The organism is Anaerosporobacter faecicola (genome assembly GCF_012070565.1).
Taxonomy (GTDB): domain Bacteria; phylum Bacillota; class Clostridia; order Lachnospirales; family Lachnospiraceae; genus Anaerosporobacter; species Anaerosporobacter faecicola.
This window is the reverse complement of the sequence record NZ_JAAQRO010000005.1, coordinates 1-19,015: the sequence shown is the minus strand read 5'-3', so window position 1 is coordinate 19,015 and position 19,015 is coordinate 1. Positions and strand designations below refer to the sequence as shown.

Below are 19,015 nucleotides of genomic sequence, written 5' to 3'. Positions count from 1 at the left end.
AGTCGAACAAAATTAGGAAAATCGCACATTGCCGGTCCAAAGAGGGGGAATAGGTTCCTGCAAAAGGGAAAAGCAATGGGATTAGAATATATGAATACATAGAAGGCGGAATAGAAAGGAACGAGAAGAATGAATAAATATTGCTTTGGTGTTGATATTGGAGGAACAACAGTTAAAATTGGACTATTTACAACAGAAGGAACAATTGTAGACAAATGGGAGATTAAAACCAATAAGGAGAACGGTGGAGAGAAGATTTTATCGGAGATTAGTGCATCGTTAGCAGATAAGTTAACCGAAAAGTCCATATCCAAAGGTGAAATCGAAGGAATAGGAATTGGTGTTCCAGGACCAGTAGATGCCAAAGGAACTGTTCTGAACTGTGTTAATTTGGGTTGGGGTGTATTCAATGTAGCCGAAGAAGTAACAAAATTAACTGGTATAACCAATGTAAAAGCAGGAAATGATGCAAATGTTGCCGCTTTAGGTGAGATGTGGCTTGGTGGTGGAAAAGGGTATCAAGACATGATCATGATTACACTAGGAACTGGTGTAGGTGGTGGTGTCATCCATGATGGAAAGATCATAACAGGAACCAAAGGAGCAGCAGGCGAAATTGGACATATGGTTGTCAATTACGAAGAAGAAGATAGCTGTAACTGTGGAAAGAAAGGTTGTTTGGAACAGTACGCTTCAGCGACAGGAATCGTGAAAGTTGCAAAACGTATGTTAGCTAAATCTGAAGCAGAATCTACGATTCGAAATAAAGAAAATCTATCTGCAAAGAATATATTTGATGCTGCAAAAGAGGGAGATGCTCTTGCAATGGAATGTGTAGAGCAATTAGGCTGGTATCTTGGAACTGCATGTGCAAACATTGCAGCTGTTGTGGAACCAGATGTATTCGTAATCGGTGGCGGCGTATCCAAAGCAGGAGCAATCTTGTTAGATGTAATTCAAAGACATTATGAAAAATACGCATTTAACCCACACAAAGATAAAGAATTCAAGCTAGCTGAATTAGGAAATGATGCAGGAATCGTAGGAGCAGCGAAATTAGTAATTAAATAATTTGCGTAGAAAAAAACATGCTGATAAGGATGAATTGTATCCTTATCAGCATGTGTACTATACAAGGAAAGTCCTCCGACTTTCCTTGTATAGTACATAAGGCTCTAAACTTTGAAGTTGTTATTAACGCGAAAGTGTACGAAGTACACTTAGTTTCGTTTAAAGCAAAAGAATGTTATGAATTTCTTGTGAAATTTACGGAGTAATGCCTAAAGAAAAGGATAGAATTGTGTACATTTACAAGTAAGAACTTGGAATGAAAAAGAAAGATGGTAGAATTACCAAATTTTTTAAATCGTGAATAAAAAAATAGAATTTTAGTTGAAATAAAGAATTAAGTATTGTATTATAACAATGTACTTAGGACATTATAAATTAGTATTGAATAAGCAAAACAAGAGAAATGAAGCAGATTCTTAGTTATAAAGATTAGAAGTTGCTTCATATATTAATATAGAAAATGAGTAATGAGGTATTATTTTGAATGATATAAATCAAAAGTTAATGGCCATTTTGTCTGAAGAACATATACTACGAAATGAACCGCTTGCAAAGCATACGACATTCAAAATAGGTGGACCTGCAGCATATTTGGTTACGCCAACGAATAAAGAACAGGTGAAGCAGGTAATTGAGATCTGTAAGGAATGTGATGTTCCTTTCTATGTAATTGGGAAGGGTAGTAACCTTCTTGTAGGAGATCAGGGATATCGCGGAGTAATCATTCAGATTTATAAGAACTTTAATAGGATAGAGATAAATGGGAACCAGATAACGGCTGAGGCAGGCGTTATGTTAGCTCGTCTTGCAAAGGAAGCCGCAGAATATGGTTTGAGTGGTTTGGAAGGTGAATCAGGAATACCTGGTACATTAGGTGGTGCTGTAACGATGAATGCAGGTGCTTATGGATATGAGATAAAAGATCATATTATATCGGCAACTGTATTACGTCAAGATGGTGAATTTCAGGTATTGGATAAGTCAGAATTACAACTGGGATATCGAAACAGTATTATACAGAAAGAGGGCTTCGTTGCTATAGAAGCAACATTCCAATTATCTCCGGGTAAGAAAGAAGAAATCTTGGAGACAATGAAGGAGCTAAACCAAAGAAGAGCTGATAAACAGCCATTGGAGTATCCAAGTGCAGGAAGTACATTTAAGCGTCCAGAAGGGTATTTTGCAGGAAAATTAATTATGGATGCAGGATTAGCAGGATATCGTGTTGGTGATATTATGGTATCTGATAAGCATTGTGGTTTTGTAGTGAATGTAGGGAATGGAACGGCAGCACAAGTGAGACAATTAATTGAAGATGTACAGAGAATCGTATATGAGAAGAATCAAGTAAGGTTAGAACCAGAAGTTCGATTTCTTGGGGACTTCTAGTATACTGGATTGAAGCAAATTGTATTGGGAGGTTTTATCTTGAGATTTGTAATCGTTACAGGAATGTCGGGAGCAGGAAAAAGCTCTGTTTTAAAGATGTTAGAAGATATCGGTTATTTTTGCGTAGATAATCTGCCGATACAGCTTATACTAAAATTTGCGCAACTTGCGCATGAACAAAGTTCCCAGATTGACAAAGTCGCTCTGGGAATTGACATACGAAGTGGACAATCCCTTGATGGGCTGAATGAAATACTGGTGGAGGCAAGGAACAAAGGCTATTGCTATGAAATCCTTTATCTCGATGCTGGAAATGAAGTATTGGTAAAACGTTTTAAGGAAACAAGAAGAAACCATCCATTATCAGGTAGTGGTAGGGTGGATTCTGGAATAGAAATCGAGCGGGAACGCTTACAATTTCTAAAAAAACAGGCTGATTTTATAATTGATACCAGTCAATTATTGATTCGGGAACTGAAAAGTGAGATCGATAAGATCTTTGTTCAAAATGGAGATTACGGGAACTTCTATATAACCATTCTTTCCTTTGGATTTAAGTATGGAATCCCTACAGACTGTGATCTTGTCTTTGATGTTCGATTCCTTCCGAATCCATACTATATAGCAGAATTGAAGCCGCAGACAGGCAATGATCAACCGGTGTATGACTATGTAATGCAGTCGCCAAAAGCAATAACCTTTTTGGACAAGTTATCAGATATGTTAGAATTCCTTATTCCTAATTATATTGAAGAAGGAAAGAACCAACTGGTAGTTGGTATTGGTTGTACCGGAGGAAAGCATCGTTCCGTAACCATTGCCAATGCATTATGCAAGAGACTGTCTAAATTGGAATATGGACACAAAGTGGAACATAGAGATATTAAAAAAGATGCATTACAAAAGAAGCAAATCTGAGGTGAAAAACAATGTCCTTTTCAAAAGAAATAAAAGAAGAATTGTCCAATCACATTACTTCTGCTAGACATTGTCAGATCGCAGAAATTGCAGCGATTATCAGTTTATGTGGCAGGATAACAATATCCGTAAATGATGAATACCGTATTAAGATCCACACGGAGAATCTTACGGTAGCAAGAAAGTTCCAAAATTTATTAATAGCTACATTTCAGGTAAAGCCTGAGGTGTCCTTACGAAGGAAAAAACAAGACCGTGAATCGTTGATTTATATTATTCTTGTAAAGAGTCCACAGGTTGCAAAGAAGATATTGCGTGCAACTCGTTTGATTGCAGAGGACGGAGATATCCGAGAGAATCTATCCATTGTTGATAACATTGTTGTACAGAATACCTGTTGCAAGCGGGCATTTATTCGTGGAGCGTTTATTGCGGCAGGTTCCATGAGCGATCCGAGTAAAGCGTATCATTTTGAAATTGCGTTACCTACAAGAGCAAAAGCAGTACAATTACGGGATATGCTTCATGTATTTCAAATTGATGCGAAAATTGTACAGCGAAAACGATATTTTATCGTTTATGTAAAAGAAGGCTCGCAGATTGTAGACGTGCTGAATGTTATGGAGGCACATATTGCCTTAATGAATCTAGAAAATGTGCGAATACTAAAAGAGATGAGAAATTCAATTAACAGACAAGTAAACTGCGAAACTGCCAACATTAATAAAACAGTAGCAGCAGCAAGCAAACAAGCGGAAGATATCCTATTTATCAAGGAGCTAATTGGATTTGGTGATTTAGATGAAGGGTTAAAAGAAGTTGCAGTTCTTCGATTAGAACACCCAGAAGCGTCATTGAAGGAGTTAGGTCTTATGCTGGAAACGCCAATTGGTAAATCAGGAGTTAATCATAGATTAAGAAAATTAAGTATTATTGCAGATAACTTAAGGGAACATAAGGAGGAGAAGTTATGATTACAAAGCAAATAACAATTAAGATTCCAACAGGTTTAGAAGCAAGACCAATCGCATTACTTGTTCAAGTGGCTAGTCAATACGAAAGTAGTATCTATGTAGAGAGTGAAGACAAAAAAGTTAATGCGAAGAGTATCATGGGGATGATGAGCCTTGCAATTGCAGCTGGTGAATCAGTTACTGTTTCAGCAAATGGTACAGATGAAGAAGCTGCAATAGAGAATATCGAGAAGTATTTAAGTAGTAAAGAATAAGAAATAAGAAATAAGAAGAAATAATACGATTCATTATAATAATAATTGGGTTGTGTAAGATTAAAAACAAAAAAGGCTGAAATTGTATGGTGAGAATCCGTTTTGAATACGGTATGGGATCAAATACATGTTCAGTCTTTTTGTGTTTCTTATATGGCTCTATGTCAAGTGTTGGGGTGCTAGATGCACGGCAACCCTCGCCAAAACCGACATTATATGCAGAACAATCTGTTCCCTGCAAAGAACCATTTTTATATTCGTGTAGAATGAATAAGAGGAGATGATAAGCTTGGGATATTTAGAGAAAATGAATGATGCCATTCAATACGTAGAAGAGCATTTGACTGGGGATATAGATTACGATATCATAAGTAAAATAGCTTGCTTAGAAAAGTCAAGCTTTCAACGTATGTTCCTAGTAATGACGGATATGACCATATCTGAGTACATACGAAAACGAAGATTACAGTGTGCGATAATGGATCTTGTAGAAACCACAGATCAAGTCATTACCATTGCAATGAAATATGGCTATGATTCTGCAGCTTCATTTACTAGAGCAATCAGAAGTTTTACGAACCAGACACCAAGTGAAATTCGTAAGAGAAAAACCCAAGTACATTTCCCTAGAATTCAATTTGAAATGGTTATGAAGGAGGGTAAGATGAGTATGAACGATAAGACAATCGTAAGGATTGAAGAGCATTACGGAGAAAAAGTTATTCGTTTTGATGTGGATTGTATGGAGCCAGAGACCGAAGCTTGGAAACTTATGAGCGAGTGGTGTAGAGAGAATGTAACCGATCGAGTGGGGAGACGATACCTGGGACTTGCACCAAAAGGGCACCATCCGGATGGGAAAGAACATGAAAATGCAGAGGAACATGTAAGTCACCCATACAGTGCGATGATGGTTCTTCTTGGAGAGGAAGGACAACAGGATACATATTGTGGGAAAAAGGTTGAAGATGCCCCAAATGGACTGTTTTTGGTAAATGAAGTGTTACTGAACCAATACGACGAATATGGAAATCTAGATATGGCAAGGAGTATGATGAAAGCTTCCGAAGCATTTATGGAGTTCATGAAGAATATGAAGGGGTATGATTTTGATTATGAACAAGGAATCTTTTATGAAGAGCATATCTTTTCTGAAAGATGGTTTCAGGAAGGTGGCTTTCCAGATGGATTCCGTATGTGGGTACCGATAAAGAAGATACAATAAACGAGTACAACAAGCAAATAATAATGCTAGTGGGGTGTATCAAGTAAGAGGTGAACCAAATGGACGAAGAACGGGTACGAATTCGGGATATAGCGGAGGAATTAGGATTAAGTACGGCTACCGTGTCAAATGTATTACATGGAAAGACAAAAAAGGTTTCGGAAGAAACGATAAAACGTGTAGAAAAATTATTGGAAGATCGCCAGTATATACCAAGTATGGCGGGGATTCTTCTGGCGCAGAATGATTCAAAGATTATAGGTGTCGTGGTAAATGACCATATAAAGTATGAAGGACGAACGCTGGAAGATGTATTTATTGCGACTTCATTGAATCATCTATCTACAGAAATTGAAAAAAGTGGGCAATTTATGATGCTGAAAAAGACGACGGTGCCAGAGGATATTATCAAATTCGCTTCAATGTGGAATATGGCGGGGCTGGTTTTGATTGGTTTTTGTGATCAAGATTATATGTACTTAAGAAATCGTATGCACATTCCTTTTGTCGTATATGATGGCTATTGTGATCATGCGGAACGAATCTATAATATCACCATTGATAATTATGATGGTGGGAGACAGGTTGGAAATTATCTGAAACAAAAGGGGCATCAGAATGTGTTGTGTATTTCCGATAATCAAATCTGTGTTGATAAAGAACGTTACGATGGATTTCGAGAGGGATTTGGTACTGGTGCTGATTTTATGCTGATTCCTATGGAAAAGGAGAAGCGAAAAACATTTTATATAGAACAAATAGAAAAAATCCGTAGTTATACAGCTATCTTTGCCGTTTCGGATTATTATGCCATTGAGTTAATTCATTTTCTTCAGGAACAGGGAATTGAAGTTCCGAATGAGATCTCCGTTGTGGGATTTGATGATACACCTATGTGTGAGCTTGTTTCTCCAACGGTAACATCCGTTCGACAGGACGTAAGCCAACGTGCAAAGATTGCAATAAAAAAATTACAGGAATTAAAGGAAAGCAAGCAGACGGAGACAGTAATTCGACTCTCTGTTTCTTTGATCGAACGTGAAAGCTCTTGCTGAGGGGAGCACACGAAATAATTATGGCTCTGTATTAAGGATTGGAGTATGATATATATCTACGCCAATAGGAGATACAGGGCTATTTGTATATAATCTACAAATTCTCCTTACTTTTTTTGTTTGTGGTTATGCGTTTAACCTTTGAGGAATGCAGGGGATAGCATTACAATAAAACTGAGAAGAAGCAAAGGAGGATTATTTATAATGAAGCGAAAAAATACTTTTTTTCAAATGGTTTGCAGTTTGGCAATCCCTGTTGCGCTACAGTCCATGCTGCAAGCTTCATTTAGTATTGTTGACCAAATCATGATTGGTAAACTTGGGAGTGTCAGTATTGCGGGGGTAGGGCTGGCTGGTAAGTTTTCATCAATCTTTTCCGTAATGGTTTCTGCCATAGGTACCGTAGCAGGAATTATGATTGCTCAATACATTGGGCAGAAGAATAAACAAGAGGTACGAAGAAGCTTTCACGTTAATATAATTGTATCAATTGTGTTGGCTGTTATCTTTACCCTGTTATGTATCTTGCTTCCAGATCAGATAATGGGAGTGTACACAAAAGATGCACTTACAAGAAGTATGGCATCAAAGTATCTACGAATCTTAGCAATTACTTTCCTACCTGCTGCAGGAGCAACCATGTTATCAACTATGTTTCGTTGCATGGAAAAAGCAACGCTCCCTTTGTATGCAAGTATTGTTGCCGCTCTATTGAATACAGGACTGAATTATGTTCTTATCTTTGGAAAATGGGGATTCCCTCAAATGAAGGCAGAAGGTGCTGCGATTGCCACGGTCATATCCCAATTTGCTAATTTCTTCATCATGTTCATACTGTTCCTTAAGTATAAGAAAAACATCGATGGGGAAGAAGTAGAGGGTAAGGAACATACTGCTTTTCACTGGAATCAATATGTGGGGATGCTGCTTCCTATATTAGTGTGTGAATTTATGTGGAGTCTTGGGGAAAATGTATATGCTGGAATATACGGAAATCTAGGTACAGAAAGCTGCGCTGCAATGAACCTCATTAATCCCATTCAGGGAATTATGATTGGAGCTTTGTGTGGTATTGCACAAGCAGCAGGAGTGATCGTAGGAAAGAAATTGGGAAACAAGGAATATGAAGAAGCATATTGGGCTTCTAAGAAATTAATTTACTATGGATTTGTGGGTTCCTTCCTTCTGTCTATAATTATTATATTGACAAAGTCTTATTACATAACGCTTTATGAGGTAGAGGCATCCGTAAAACAATTAACAAATCAGATTTTGATTGCTTATGCAATAATTGCTCCATTTAAGGTGGCAAATATGATTTTGGCAGGAGGAATCATTCGAAGTGGTGGTAAAACGAACTATGTTATGATCGTGGACTTGATTGGTACGTGGATCTTTGGAGTTCCTTTGGGGTTGTTAGCAGCTTTTGTTTGGAAATTGTCCATTCCTTATGTCTACTTTATCTTGTCTTTGGAAGAGTGTGTACGTTTTGCAATAGCCCTTGTCATCTTTCACAAAAAATGGTGGTTGCAGAGTCTGGAACCATAAACAAAAAAACTTAATACCCTTCATAATGCACTCTCATTTGACTCGACGCTATTGTGATGATACGTTGGAAAATAGAAAGAGATAGATGTGTTACTCCAGCAATTGGAAGCATATCGAAGAAAAGGAGAGTCGAATAAATTGAGAATGATTAGGCATTGTGTGGTATTAATGGGATGTTGTATGTTGTGTATGAGTGGAATAACTGACGTGGGGAGAGAAACAAAGGCAGAGATGACGAATCAAACGAAACAACAAGTGATTACCAAAGAGAAGATGGATACAGTTGTTGTAAAGGATGGGAAGGATCAAGTGATTCTATCACGTTTTACTATATATCCGGGCACAAGTATTACAACAGAAGAGGATGCGATTGGGAAGCATCGTGTAACATTGAATATGCAGATAAATGATAAAAAGATATTAAATGAAGCAAAAAGCATAGAATCAAAAGCAAAGCCACAGATTTATGTGGAATCGCCCACTTCTGTGATTACAACATATCTAAAATACAACGGAGTAGATGCGCTGATCGTCTCCCTTACTCTTTCTGATGTAATCTGGAATAGTGCAAGTGTGGAATGGAAAAGCATTGAACTAGAAAAGGAAGTATGGGAACTAGTAAGAAGTACAGGGAAACAATTGGTGTATCAGGTTCTTGATGAGAAAGGAATAAAACGATTTGTCTGGACAGTTTCTGGGGAAGCAACGAGTGACTTGGATTATGGTTCGGAGCTTGGTTTAGAAAATAACGCGGAAAAAAGTGTGAAAAAGAATGACTTCAATCTTCTAGTAAAGATTAGGAAGACTACAAATACAGAAAAACAAATTATTACAAAGCTTACAACAGAAGAAAACAATCAACAAGCAGAGTATCTGGTATTAGAACTTAACCAAGAGGAGATGATTCCAGTCCAAAGTGATCTTTGGATAGCACTTGATGATGTGGAATATATACGACCAGGGGATCTGTTACTTGAATGGGTGGCAGAAGGAAAAACGTCAACAGTCACCATTGATTGCAATAATGGAATAAAAATACCAATAAAAGATATGAGATTACATCTATTTCAACGGGTTTTATAATTTAGAATTGGAGAACATTTGTACTGGTAATCATAAGGAAAAGATGGTATGATGAATAGAGAAATTTGTCGGAATACATAGCGTAAAAAGGCTTTGCAGAGGAGGAAGATCATGAGTTTTACACATTTACATGTCCATACAGAATACAGCTTACTGGATGGTTCCAATAAGATCACAGAATTAGTAGCAAGAGTAAAAGAACTTGGCATGGATAGCGTTGCTATTACCGATCATGGAGTTATGTATGGTGTGGTTGATTTTTATCGAGCTGCGAAAGCACAGGGAATTAAGCCAATTATAGGTTGTGAAGTATACGTAACGGCTGGTTCAAGATTGGACAGAGAGCATAATACATCAGAAGCTAGATACAATCACTTGGTGTTATTGGCAGAGAATGATATTGGATTCCATAACTTGATGAAAATTGTTTCAAGAGGATTTACAGAAGGATTTTACTACAAACCACGTGTGGATTATGAGATTCTAGAACAGTTTCATGAAGGTGTGATTGCACTTAGTGCATGTCTGGCAGGAATTGTAGCAAGTGATCTTCGAAAAGGATTTTATGAAGAAGCAAAGAAAGAAGCACTTCGTCTGCAAGAAATCTTTGGAGAGAATAACTTCTTTTTAGAATTGCAAGACCATGGAATTCCAGAACAGAAGACGGTAAATCAAGGTTTGTTACGTTTGAATCGGGATACAAACATACCACTTGTAGCCACCAATGATATTCATTATACATTAGCAAGTGATGAGCAAGCCCATGATATCTTGTTATGTATACAGACACAGAAGAAGGTATCGGATGAGAATCGTATGCGCTATGAAGGAGGACAGTACTATGTGAAGTCCCCAGAAGAGATGGCAGAACTATTCCCATATGCCAAGGAAGCCTTGGAGAACACAGGTAAGATTGCGCAACGATGCAATGTAGAGATTGTATTTGGAGAATATAAATTGCCACGTTATGATGTTCCAGAAGGCTACTCAGCGTGGGATTATCTACAATTACTCTGTAAACAGGGGTTAGAGAAACGGTATCCAAATCCTTCAAAGGAACTTCAAGAACGATTGGCCTATGAACTAGAAACCATTCATAGTATGGGGTTTGTAGATTACTTCCTGATTGTATGGGACTTTATCAAATACGCCAGAGATCATGAGATTATGGTAGGTCCAGGGCGTGGTTCAGCAGCAGGAAGTATCGTTTCCTACACATTGGGTATTACGAATATTGATCCAATCAAATACAATCTATTATTCGAACGTTTCCTTAACCCAGAACGTTTGACCATGCCCGATATTGATATCGATTTCTGTTTCGAACGTAGGCAGGAAGTAATCGATTATGTTGTTCGGAAATATGGAAAAGACCGTGTGGTTCAGATCGTTACATTCGGAACAATGGCAGCGAAGATGGTAATACGAGATATTGGACGTGCATTGGACCTTCCGTATGCTTATGTAGATAGTATTGCTAAGATGATACCAACGGAGATTGGAATCACCATAAAAAAAGCCATTGATATGAACCCTGAGTTAAAGAGTTTGTATCAATCCGATGAGCAAGCCAAATACTTGTTGGATATGTCAATGAAACTGGAAGGGTTACCAAGACATACCTCCATGCATGCTGCGGGGGTTGTAATCAGTAAGGCAGCCGTGGATGAATATGTACCGTTATCCAGAGCCTCTGATGATACGATCACTACGCAGTTTACCATGACAACCTTAGAGGAACTGGGACTATTAAAGATGGACTTCTTAGGGTTACGTACCCTTACCGTAATTCAAAATGCTGTTCGTATAGTAAATCGAAATCTGCCAAAAGATAAGCAGATTAATATTGACCAGATTGATTATGGGGATAAAGGTGTATTTGAATTAATATCCTCTGGTAAGACGGACGGGATCTTCCAGCTAGAAAGTGCTGGAATGAAGAACTTTATGAAGGAACTAAAACCTCAAAATCTAGAGGATATCATAGCGGGAATCTCTCTCTATCGACCAGGTCCAATGGATTTTATACCAAAGTACATTCGAGGTAAGAATGAGCAAAATTCCATTCAATATGAATGTCCACAGTTAGAGCCAATTCTTTCTCCTACTTACGGTTGTATTGTCTATCAGGAACAGGTTATGCAAATCGTACGTGATTTGGCAGGGTACAGTTATGGGCGAAGTGATTTGGTGCGTCGTGCTATGTCAAAGAAGAAAGCTTCTGTTATGGAGAAGGAACGAAAGAACTTTGTCTATGGAAATGAAGAAGAAGGGGTAAAAGGCTGCATTCAGAATGGAATATCAGAGGAGATTGCCAATCATATCTATGATGAAATGACGGACTTTGCCAAGTATGCATTTAATAAATCCCATGCGGCAGCGTATGCAGTAGTATCTTACCAGACTGCTTATCTAAAATTATACTACCCGGTAGAGTTCATGGCTGCATTAATGACTTCTGTTATGGATAATCCATCAAAGGTATCAGAATATATCTATAGTTGTAGGCAGATGGGAATTGAAATCTTACCACCGGATATTAATGAGGGAGAAGGTAATTTCTCTGTGTCTGGAAATCGGATCCGCTATGGACTTAGCGCAATCAAAGGACTTGGTAGACCGGTAATTGATGCAATTGTAGCAGAACGGGATGCCAATGGAAAATTCCTGAATCTAAAAGACTTTGCAAAACGTTTGACAGGGAAAGAAATCAATAAACGTACGATTGAGAGTTTTATTAAATCGGGAGCAGTAGATAGTCTTCCTGGAACAAGAAGACAGAAGATGATGGTTTATGTAAAGGTTTTAGATGATGTAAACCGTGAAAAGAAGGACTCTATTTCGGGACAGTTTTCCTTGTTTGATTTCATGGGAGCAGATGAAAAGGTAGAGGAAGTGCAGATGCCGGATGTAGGTGAATACACAATGGATATGCTCCTTGGTTTTGAAAAAGAAGTACTTGGCATCTATGTAAGTGGTCATCCAATGCAGGAATATGAAAGTTTGTGGCGTAAAAACATTACAGCAACATCAACGGATTTTATACTGGATGAAGAGGTCAATGCAGTAAAGGTGCGGGATGGAGATTTTGCGGTAATTGGAGGAATGATTACATCTAAAACGGTAAAAGCAACAAGAAATAATACCATGATGGCGTTCATAACCATTGAAGATCTATTTGGTACGGTGGAAGTGATTATTTTTCCAAGAGATTATGAACGGTATAAGGAGCATCTACTTGAAGATGAGAAAGTATTCATCAAAGGTAAAATTACTGTAGAGGAAGACAAACCGGGAAAACTCATCTGTTCAGAAATCATACCATTTGATTCATTGCCAAAAGACGTGTGGATTAAGTTCAGAAGTATAGAAGCTTTTCAGGCGGAAGAAGCAAAACTCTATGGATTATTAAGTGAAAGTGACGGACGGGATCAAGTAATCATCTATTGTGAAGAAGAAAAAGCGAAAAAATTGCTACCAAAAAATCGTACAATCCATGCAAATCTAGATATAATGCAAAAACTTCAAGAAAGATATGGAATTGACAATGTTAAAATAATAGAAAAGAGTATTGAAAAACGTAGGAAAATAGATTAAAATGTAGAAGATTATACATTGTATCGACCCGCTTTTTATGTGTATAAACTGTAAGAAAACACTTTCTCGTAAAGTGGAACATGTGTCATGTTTGGTAATGATAATGAAACGTTCAGACAACGCACTTTTAATCGGTATTTTGTAACTGTACAGAGCAAACATACAGTATATTTTCTAGATCAACTCTGAACAGTTACGTTATTTAATATAAATATCCCATGGAGGTTTTTAGTTTATGGCAAAAGAAATCAATACAATTGGTGTATTAACAAGTGGTGGAGATGCTCCTGGAATGAACGCTGCGATCCGTGCGGTTGTTAGAACTGCTTTGGCAGCAGGCAAAAAAGTAAAAGGTATTCGTAGAGGATACAGTGGTCTGCTAGAAGAAGATATTTTTGATATGGATGCAAAGAGTGTTGCAGATATCATCCAACGTGGTGGTACAATCTTATATACAGCTCGTTGTGCGGAGTTCAGAACAGAAGAAGGACAAAAGAAAGGTGCAGAGATCTGCAAGAAACATGGCATCGATGGAATTGTTGTAATCGGTGGAGACGGTTCATTCCAAGGTGCTAGAAAATTAGCTGCATTAGGAATCAATACAATCGCACTTCCTGGAACGATCGATCTAGATATCGCTTGTACTGACTATACAATCGGTTTTGATACTGCAGTTAATACTGCAATGGAAGCAATTGATAAAGTAAGAGATACTTCAACCTCTCATGAGAGATGTAGTATCATTGAAGTAATGGGAAGAAACGCTGGCTATATTGCTTTATGGTGTGGTATTGCCAATGGAGCAGAGGATATTCTTATTACAGAACGTTATGATCACAATGAAAATAGAATTATCAATAATATCATTGAAAAGAGAAAAATCGGTAAGAAACATCATATCATTATTAATGCAGAAGGCATTGGAGATTCTTATGCAATGGCTAAGAGAATTGAAGCGGCTACTGGCATGGAAACAAGAGCGACAATCATTGGACATATTCAACGTGGTGGTAGTCCAACTTGTAAAGACCGTGTGTATGCGTCTGCAATGGGTGCAAAAGCAGTAGATTTATTATGTGCTGGAGCGACGAATCGTGTTGTTGGATACCGTAAAGGTGAATTTGTAGACTATGATATTGAAGAAGCATTGAACATGAAGAAAGACATTGATCAATATTTGTTTGATATTTCTAAAAAATTATCAAGATAATCATTATGGTCAGGAAACTGTCTGTGATCGAGATAACAACTAGAGTTATGCCGGATACAAGGTAACTGGCTGGTTTTTAGGGAGCTATCAAGCGTGAGAATATTTCCAGCGCTTGATAGCTTTTTTAATATTAGGCTCTAAACTACAGAGCCAAAGTACCAACGACTTCATACAGTTGCTCATTAAACTATGTCCTGGAGTGTTTCTTGTAATTATTTATGGGGAAATAGTGGCAGAAAGAAGGAGGAATCAATGAGTTCAAAAGCAAAAAAGTTTATATCGTATTACAAGCCATATAAAGGTTTATTCTTTGCTGATATGTTCTTTGCTTTAATGGCTGCCGCAATAACATTGGTATATCCAATGATCGTGCGCTATATTACCAATACAGTATTGGTACAGTATGAGGTGCATGAAGCGTTGCAGATTATTATTAAGTTGACATTGGTAATGATTGGACTGATCATAATTGAATGTGGCTGTAAGTTCTTTATCAATTATCAAGGTCATATGATGGGGGCAAAGATGGAGTATGATATGCGAAATGAAATCTTTGAACACTATCAAAAGTTATCCTTTAACTTTTATGACAATCAAAAAACAGGACAGTTAATGTCACGTGTTACCAATGACCTGTTTGATCTAACAGAACTTTGTCATCATGGTCCAGAGGATATTGTGATCTCCGTAATCAAGTTTGTAGGAGCCTTTGTCATTCTATTGTTTATTAATGTACCATTAACGTTGATTGTGTTCTCTATCATTCCAATTATGTTTGTATTTGCATATAAACTAAAGGGAAAGATGCATGCAGCATTTAAGAGAAACCGTGAAAGAGTTGCTGATATTAATGCACAGATTGAGGATAATCTCTCTGGAATTCGGGTAGTTAAATCATTTGCCAATGAGGAAGAAGAGATGAATAAATTCCTTGCCAGCAATGCACATTTTGTTGATGCAAAAAGACATAGTTATTTTGTTATGTCGATCTTCCATTCTGGTCTAGGGGCATTTACTACATTAATTAATGTGGCAGTAATCATCGGTGGTGGTGTATTTATCGTAAAAGATATTATTCAATTATCAGATCTGGTAACCTATCTTTTGTATATCAATAACTTAGTGGATCCTGTGAAACAGCTGATTAATTTTACGGAACAGTTTCAGAATGGTATAACAGGGTTTGATCGTTTCTTGGAAATCATTCATGTTAAACCGGATATCGTTGATAAACCAGATGCTGTGGATCTGGAGAATGTAAAAGGGGAAATCGAATTCAAAGATGTTGCCTATCAATATAATGATACCATTAGCGAAGTATTTCATCATATTGATCTTCATGTGAAACCAGGAGAGTATGTGGCACTTGTGGGACCATCTGGAGTGGGAAAGACAACTATGTGTAGTTTGATCCCTCGATTTTACGATGTTACCAATGGAAGTATTACCTTAGATGGGGTGGATATTCGAGATATTTCTCTATACTCCCTACGGAAGAATATTGGTATTGTACAACAAGATGTGTATTTATTTGCTGGAACCGTTATGGACAATATTCGTTATGGTAAAATGGATGCAACCGACGAAGAAATCATGGAGGCTGCCAAGAATGCCAATGCCCATGAGTTTATAATGGAATTGCCAGATGGATATAATACGTATATTGGACAGCGTGGAATTAAGTTGTCAGGTGGGCAGAAACAACGATTAAGCATCGCACGGGTATTTTTGAAAAATCCACCAATTCTTATATTTGATGAAGCTACATCCGCTTTGGATAATGAATCAGAAAAAGTAGTACAAGAATCCCTTGAGAAATTAGCGAAGAATCGAACCACATTTGTAATCGCACATCGTCTTTCCACAATACGAAATGCGGAAAATATAATTGTTCTAACAGAAGATGGAATTAGTGAAAAAGGAACACACGAAGAATTGATCCAGAAGAATGGAATCTATGCGGAATTGTATCAAATGACATTTCGTAAGAGTCAAACGCAGGTTTAACATGTTGTCATATTTACTTTTGTGCGAGTACAAAGTGAAATGACCTTTTGACCCTTGCATCATAATATTACAAGGTAACAGATCGGAAAGGGGAGCAGATATGGTTGCTAGGAGTATAGAACCTCTTAATCTAGAGGTTCTAATGCGTACATATGGGAATGATGTTTTACGAACAGCATATCTCTATGTAAAGGATTTACATTTGGCAGAAGATATCTTCCAGGAAGTGTTTATCAAAGTGAGTCTACATTATGGGCAATTTCGAGGGGATTGTTCGATTAAGACTTGGTTACTGCAGATCACCATTAATACTTGTAAGGACTATCTGAAAAGTGCTTGGAATCAGCGAGTAGAGCCAACAGAAGAATTTCAGACACAGCAATTTATGGAAGAGGGATACGATCGGATTGAAAAGAAAGAAGATCAAAAGGTAGTAAAAAAAGCGGTAATGGATTTGCCAAATAAGTACAAGGAAGTTATTTTATGTGTGTACTATCAGGAGATGAGCATAGAAGAGACGGCGGTGGCACTGCAGATTGCAGCTGGAACAGTGAAAAGCAGGTTAAGTCGGGCAAGACAAAAGATGAAAGAGCTATTGGAAAGGAGGGGTTCATATGAAAAAAAATGAAAACAAACAGATACAGAATCAACAAGAATGGAAAGAAATAGACACAACAGTAGATAAGGAACAATATGACTTCTCCAATTTAAAGATGGATCTTAATGATGTGCTGAGTCTAGAACAGGTTACTGTTTCAGAAACATTAATACAAGCAACGTTATTAAGAGCAAAGGAAGCACAAAGAGTAGAAGGTTTAGATGAAATAACAGCAACAAAAGAAGAAAACATAAGGGAACAGGAACGACACGAGGGACAGGAAGCGAATACGGTAGAACAGAGGATATACGATAAAAAATACCCGAAAAACAAAAAATATCACAGGATACAGTATGGCTTATTAGCAGCAAGTGCCTGTATATTGGCTATAGCAGGCTATAGCATGATTGATAGTCTGGGTAGTAAAAAGGATACAGCAACAGAAATTTCAAAGAATAATACAAGTGTTAACGCTGAATCAGCTAGTGAGGAAACAACTGCAGCTGATATGAATGAAGATGCAATGATGGACAGTAATGAAGAGGCAGCAGTGGATAATAGCATGTTGACGGAAGGCAGTGACAAATCGGAAAGTGTAATAATTGATGAAGACAACGGTGATGGAAGTGATAATACGGCTACTTCCTCTGGAGAGATAGAGGATGTGGGAGAACTATTTACGATAGAGCAGAAAGAGAATACGTATCAAATCACAGAAGATCAAATTGCACAGATTATTATTTACGATGAAAAGGGAATGGCGTTACAAACGATCAGTGATACAAACACCATTCAGATTATGTATAAAATCTTCCAAGAAAATACCTATACAGATGTTACGAAATTGGAAAATGGGGCGTATACAGGGCAATATGTTCGACAATATGCTATAATAGCAAACAATGATGCAAATTGGTCAGCGTTCACGATCTGGATCACGAAAAATGAAAAAGATACGGATATCTTTACGGTTAGAAGCCAGCTATTAACGGAAGATGAGTTGCTAGTTACACGAAAGATGAAAGGCCTAACGGAAGTAAATATGAGGAATCTGTTGAGCTGTGAAGAACAGGAGTAAGGAAATCTTACTAGAAAAGATGTAAATTTAGAAATAGATGTTTTGTGAAAGGGCATGGTAAATACAATGGCAAAATTATACTATCGTTATGGAGCAATGGGGAGCTCGAAAACAGCGAATGCATTGATGGTGGACTATAATTATTATGAGAGAGGTAAGAAAGCATTATTAGTGAAACCAAGAATCGACAATCGAGATGGAGAGGTCATTATCCGTTCTAGAATGGGATTAGAGAAGAAATGCGATTTCCTAGAAAATCTGGTAACGATGAATGACGAAGACATTACAAAGTATGATTGCATCATTGTTGATGAAGCTCAATTTGCAACAAAACAGCAGATTGAATTTCTTGTCCATATTGTAGATGACCTTGGAATTCCGGTTATTTGTTATGGATTGCGTGCTGATTTCAGAAATGAACCATTTGAAGGAAGTTTATGGCTCATGGCATGGGCAGATCGAATTGAGGAAATTAAAACCGTATGTTGGTGTGGAAAAGGTGCTACTTGTAATGCAAGAATAGGAGAGAATGGAAAGATTGTTCGCTCTGGTGATCAGGTAGTATTAGGTGGAAACGATAAATATATCGCTTTATGTAGAAAGCATTATAGGGAAGGAAACTTAGGGTAAAATTGTTCCGCACTAGGTGCTCTCACAATACGAAAAAACATTCGAAATCCGCCCCAAAAGGGCTACTTTCTCATGTTTTAGCGGGTCACAAAGTCATGTTCTTTCATGCAAGCATGAAAAACATGACCTTGTGAAGTGTTAAACCTATCGGATTGTTCCGCACTAGGTGCTCCCACAATCCGAAAAAACATTCGAAATCCGCCCCAAAAGGGCTACTTTCTCATGTTTTAGCGGGTCACAAAGTCATGTCTTTTCATGCAAGCATGAAAAACATGACCTTGTGAAGTGTTAAACCTATCGGATTGTTCCGCACTAGGTGCTCCCACAATCCGAAAAAACATTCGAAATCCGCCCCAAAAGGGCTACTTTCTCATGTTT

At 37.6% G+C, this 19,015-nt stretch carries 15 protein-coding genes; all 15 read left to right on the top strand.

The window, feature by feature from the left end; translation table 11 throughout:
* Positions 1-129 precede the first annotated feature (129 nt).
* A complete protein-coding gene (locus tag HBB17_RS02180; protein ID WP_167955356.1) occupies positions 130-1,071 on the top strand; it encodes an ROK family glucokinase in 942 nt (313 codons plus the stop codon).
* 480 nt (positions 1,072-1,551) lie between these two features.
* Positions 1,552-2,460, top strand: coding sequence for a UDP-N-acetylmuramate dehydrogenase (gene murB, locus HBB17_RS02175; protein WP_330588118.1), 909 nt, complete (start codon positions 1,552-1,554; stop codon positions 2,458-2,460).
* Positions 2,461-2,499: 39 nt separating this feature from the next.
* Positions 2,500-3,378 (top strand): RNase adapter RapZ, encoded by an 879-nt coding sequence (rapZ, locus tag HBB17_RS02170; protein ID WP_167955354.1) that lies wholly within the window; start codon positions 2,500-2,502, stop codon positions 3,376-3,378.
* Between the two features lie 11 nt (positions 3,379-3,389).
* Positions 3,390-4,352, top strand: coding sequence for a DNA-binding protein WhiA (gene whiA / locus HBB17_RS02165; protein ID WP_167955352.1), 963 nt, complete (start codon positions 3,390-3,392; stop codon positions 4,350-4,352).
* A complete protein-coding gene (locus tag HBB17_RS02160) occupies positions 4,349-4,606 on the top strand; it encodes an HPr family phosphocarrier protein (protein WP_167955350.1) in 258 nt (85 codons plus the stop codon). The genes whiA and HBB17_RS02160 overlap by 4 nt, the downstream gene beginning before the upstream one ends.
* Positions 4,607-4,895: 289 nt before the next feature.
* Positions 4,896-5,831 (top strand): helix-turn-helix transcriptional regulator, encoded by a 936-nt coding sequence (locus tag HBB17_RS02155; RefSeq protein WP_167955348.1) that lies wholly within the window; start codon positions 4,896-4,898, stop codon positions 5,829-5,831.
* 59 nt (positions 5,832-5,890) lie between these two features.
* Positions 5,891-6,886 (top strand): LacI family DNA-binding transcriptional regulator, encoded by a 996-nt coding sequence (locus tag HBB17_RS02150; protein WP_167955346.1) that lies wholly within the window; start codon positions 5,891-5,893, stop codon positions 6,884-6,886.
* 204 nt (positions 6,887-7,090) lie between these two features.
* Positions 7,091-8,434, top strand: a complete 1,344-nt coding sequence (locus HBB17_RS02145; protein ID WP_167955344.1) for an MATE family efflux transporter — start codon at positions 7,091-7,093, stop codon at positions 8,432-8,434.
* 144 nt (positions 8,435-8,578) lie between these two features.
* Entirely contained in the window at positions 8,579-9,517 is a 939-nt protein-coding gene (locus HBB17_RS02140; protein WP_167955343.1) for a hypothetical protein, read from the top strand.
* 111 nt (positions 9,518-9,628) lie between these two features.
* A complete protein-coding gene (locus HBB17_RS02135) occupies positions 9,629-13,114 on the top strand; it encodes a DNA polymerase III subunit alpha (RefSeq protein ID WP_167955341.1) in 3,486 nt (1,161 codons plus the stop codon).
* A gap of 235 nt (positions 13,115-13,349) precedes the next feature.
* The gene (gene pfkA / locus HBB17_RS02130; RefSeq protein WP_167955340.1) at positions 13,350-14,324 is read left to right on the top strand and encodes a 6-phosphofructokinase; all 975 of its coding nucleotides are present in this window, start codon (positions 13,350-13,352) and stop codon (positions 14,322-14,324) included.
* 252 nt (positions 14,325-14,576) lie between these two features.
* Positions 14,577-16,331 carry an ABC transporter ATP-binding protein gene (locus HBB17_RS02125; RefSeq protein WP_167955339.1) on the top strand — a complete coding sequence of 585 codons (1,755 nt, stop codon included), beginning with the start codon at positions 14,577-14,579 and terminating at the stop codon, positions 16,329-16,331.
* Between the two features lie 100 nt (positions 16,332-16,431).
* The gene (locus HBB17_RS02120) at positions 16,432-16,959 is read left to right on the top strand and encodes a sigma-70 family RNA polymerase sigma factor (protein ID WP_167955338.1); all 528 of its coding nucleotides are present in this window, start codon (positions 16,432-16,434) and stop codon (positions 16,957-16,959) included.
* Positions 16,946-18,007: a hypothetical protein gene (locus HBB17_RS02115; protein WP_167955336.1), complete on the top strand. Its 1,062-nt coding sequence runs from the start codon at positions 16,946-16,948 to the stop codon at positions 18,005-18,007. The genes HBB17_RS02120 and HBB17_RS02115 overlap by 14 nt, the downstream gene beginning before the upstream one ends.
* Before the next feature lie 66 nt (positions 18,008-18,073).
* Positions 18,074-18,637 (top strand): thymidine kinase, encoded by a 564-nt coding sequence (locus tag HBB17_RS02110; protein ID WP_167955403.1) that lies wholly within the window; start codon positions 18,074-18,076, stop codon positions 18,635-18,637.
* Positions 18,638-19,015: the final 378 nt, after the last annotated feature.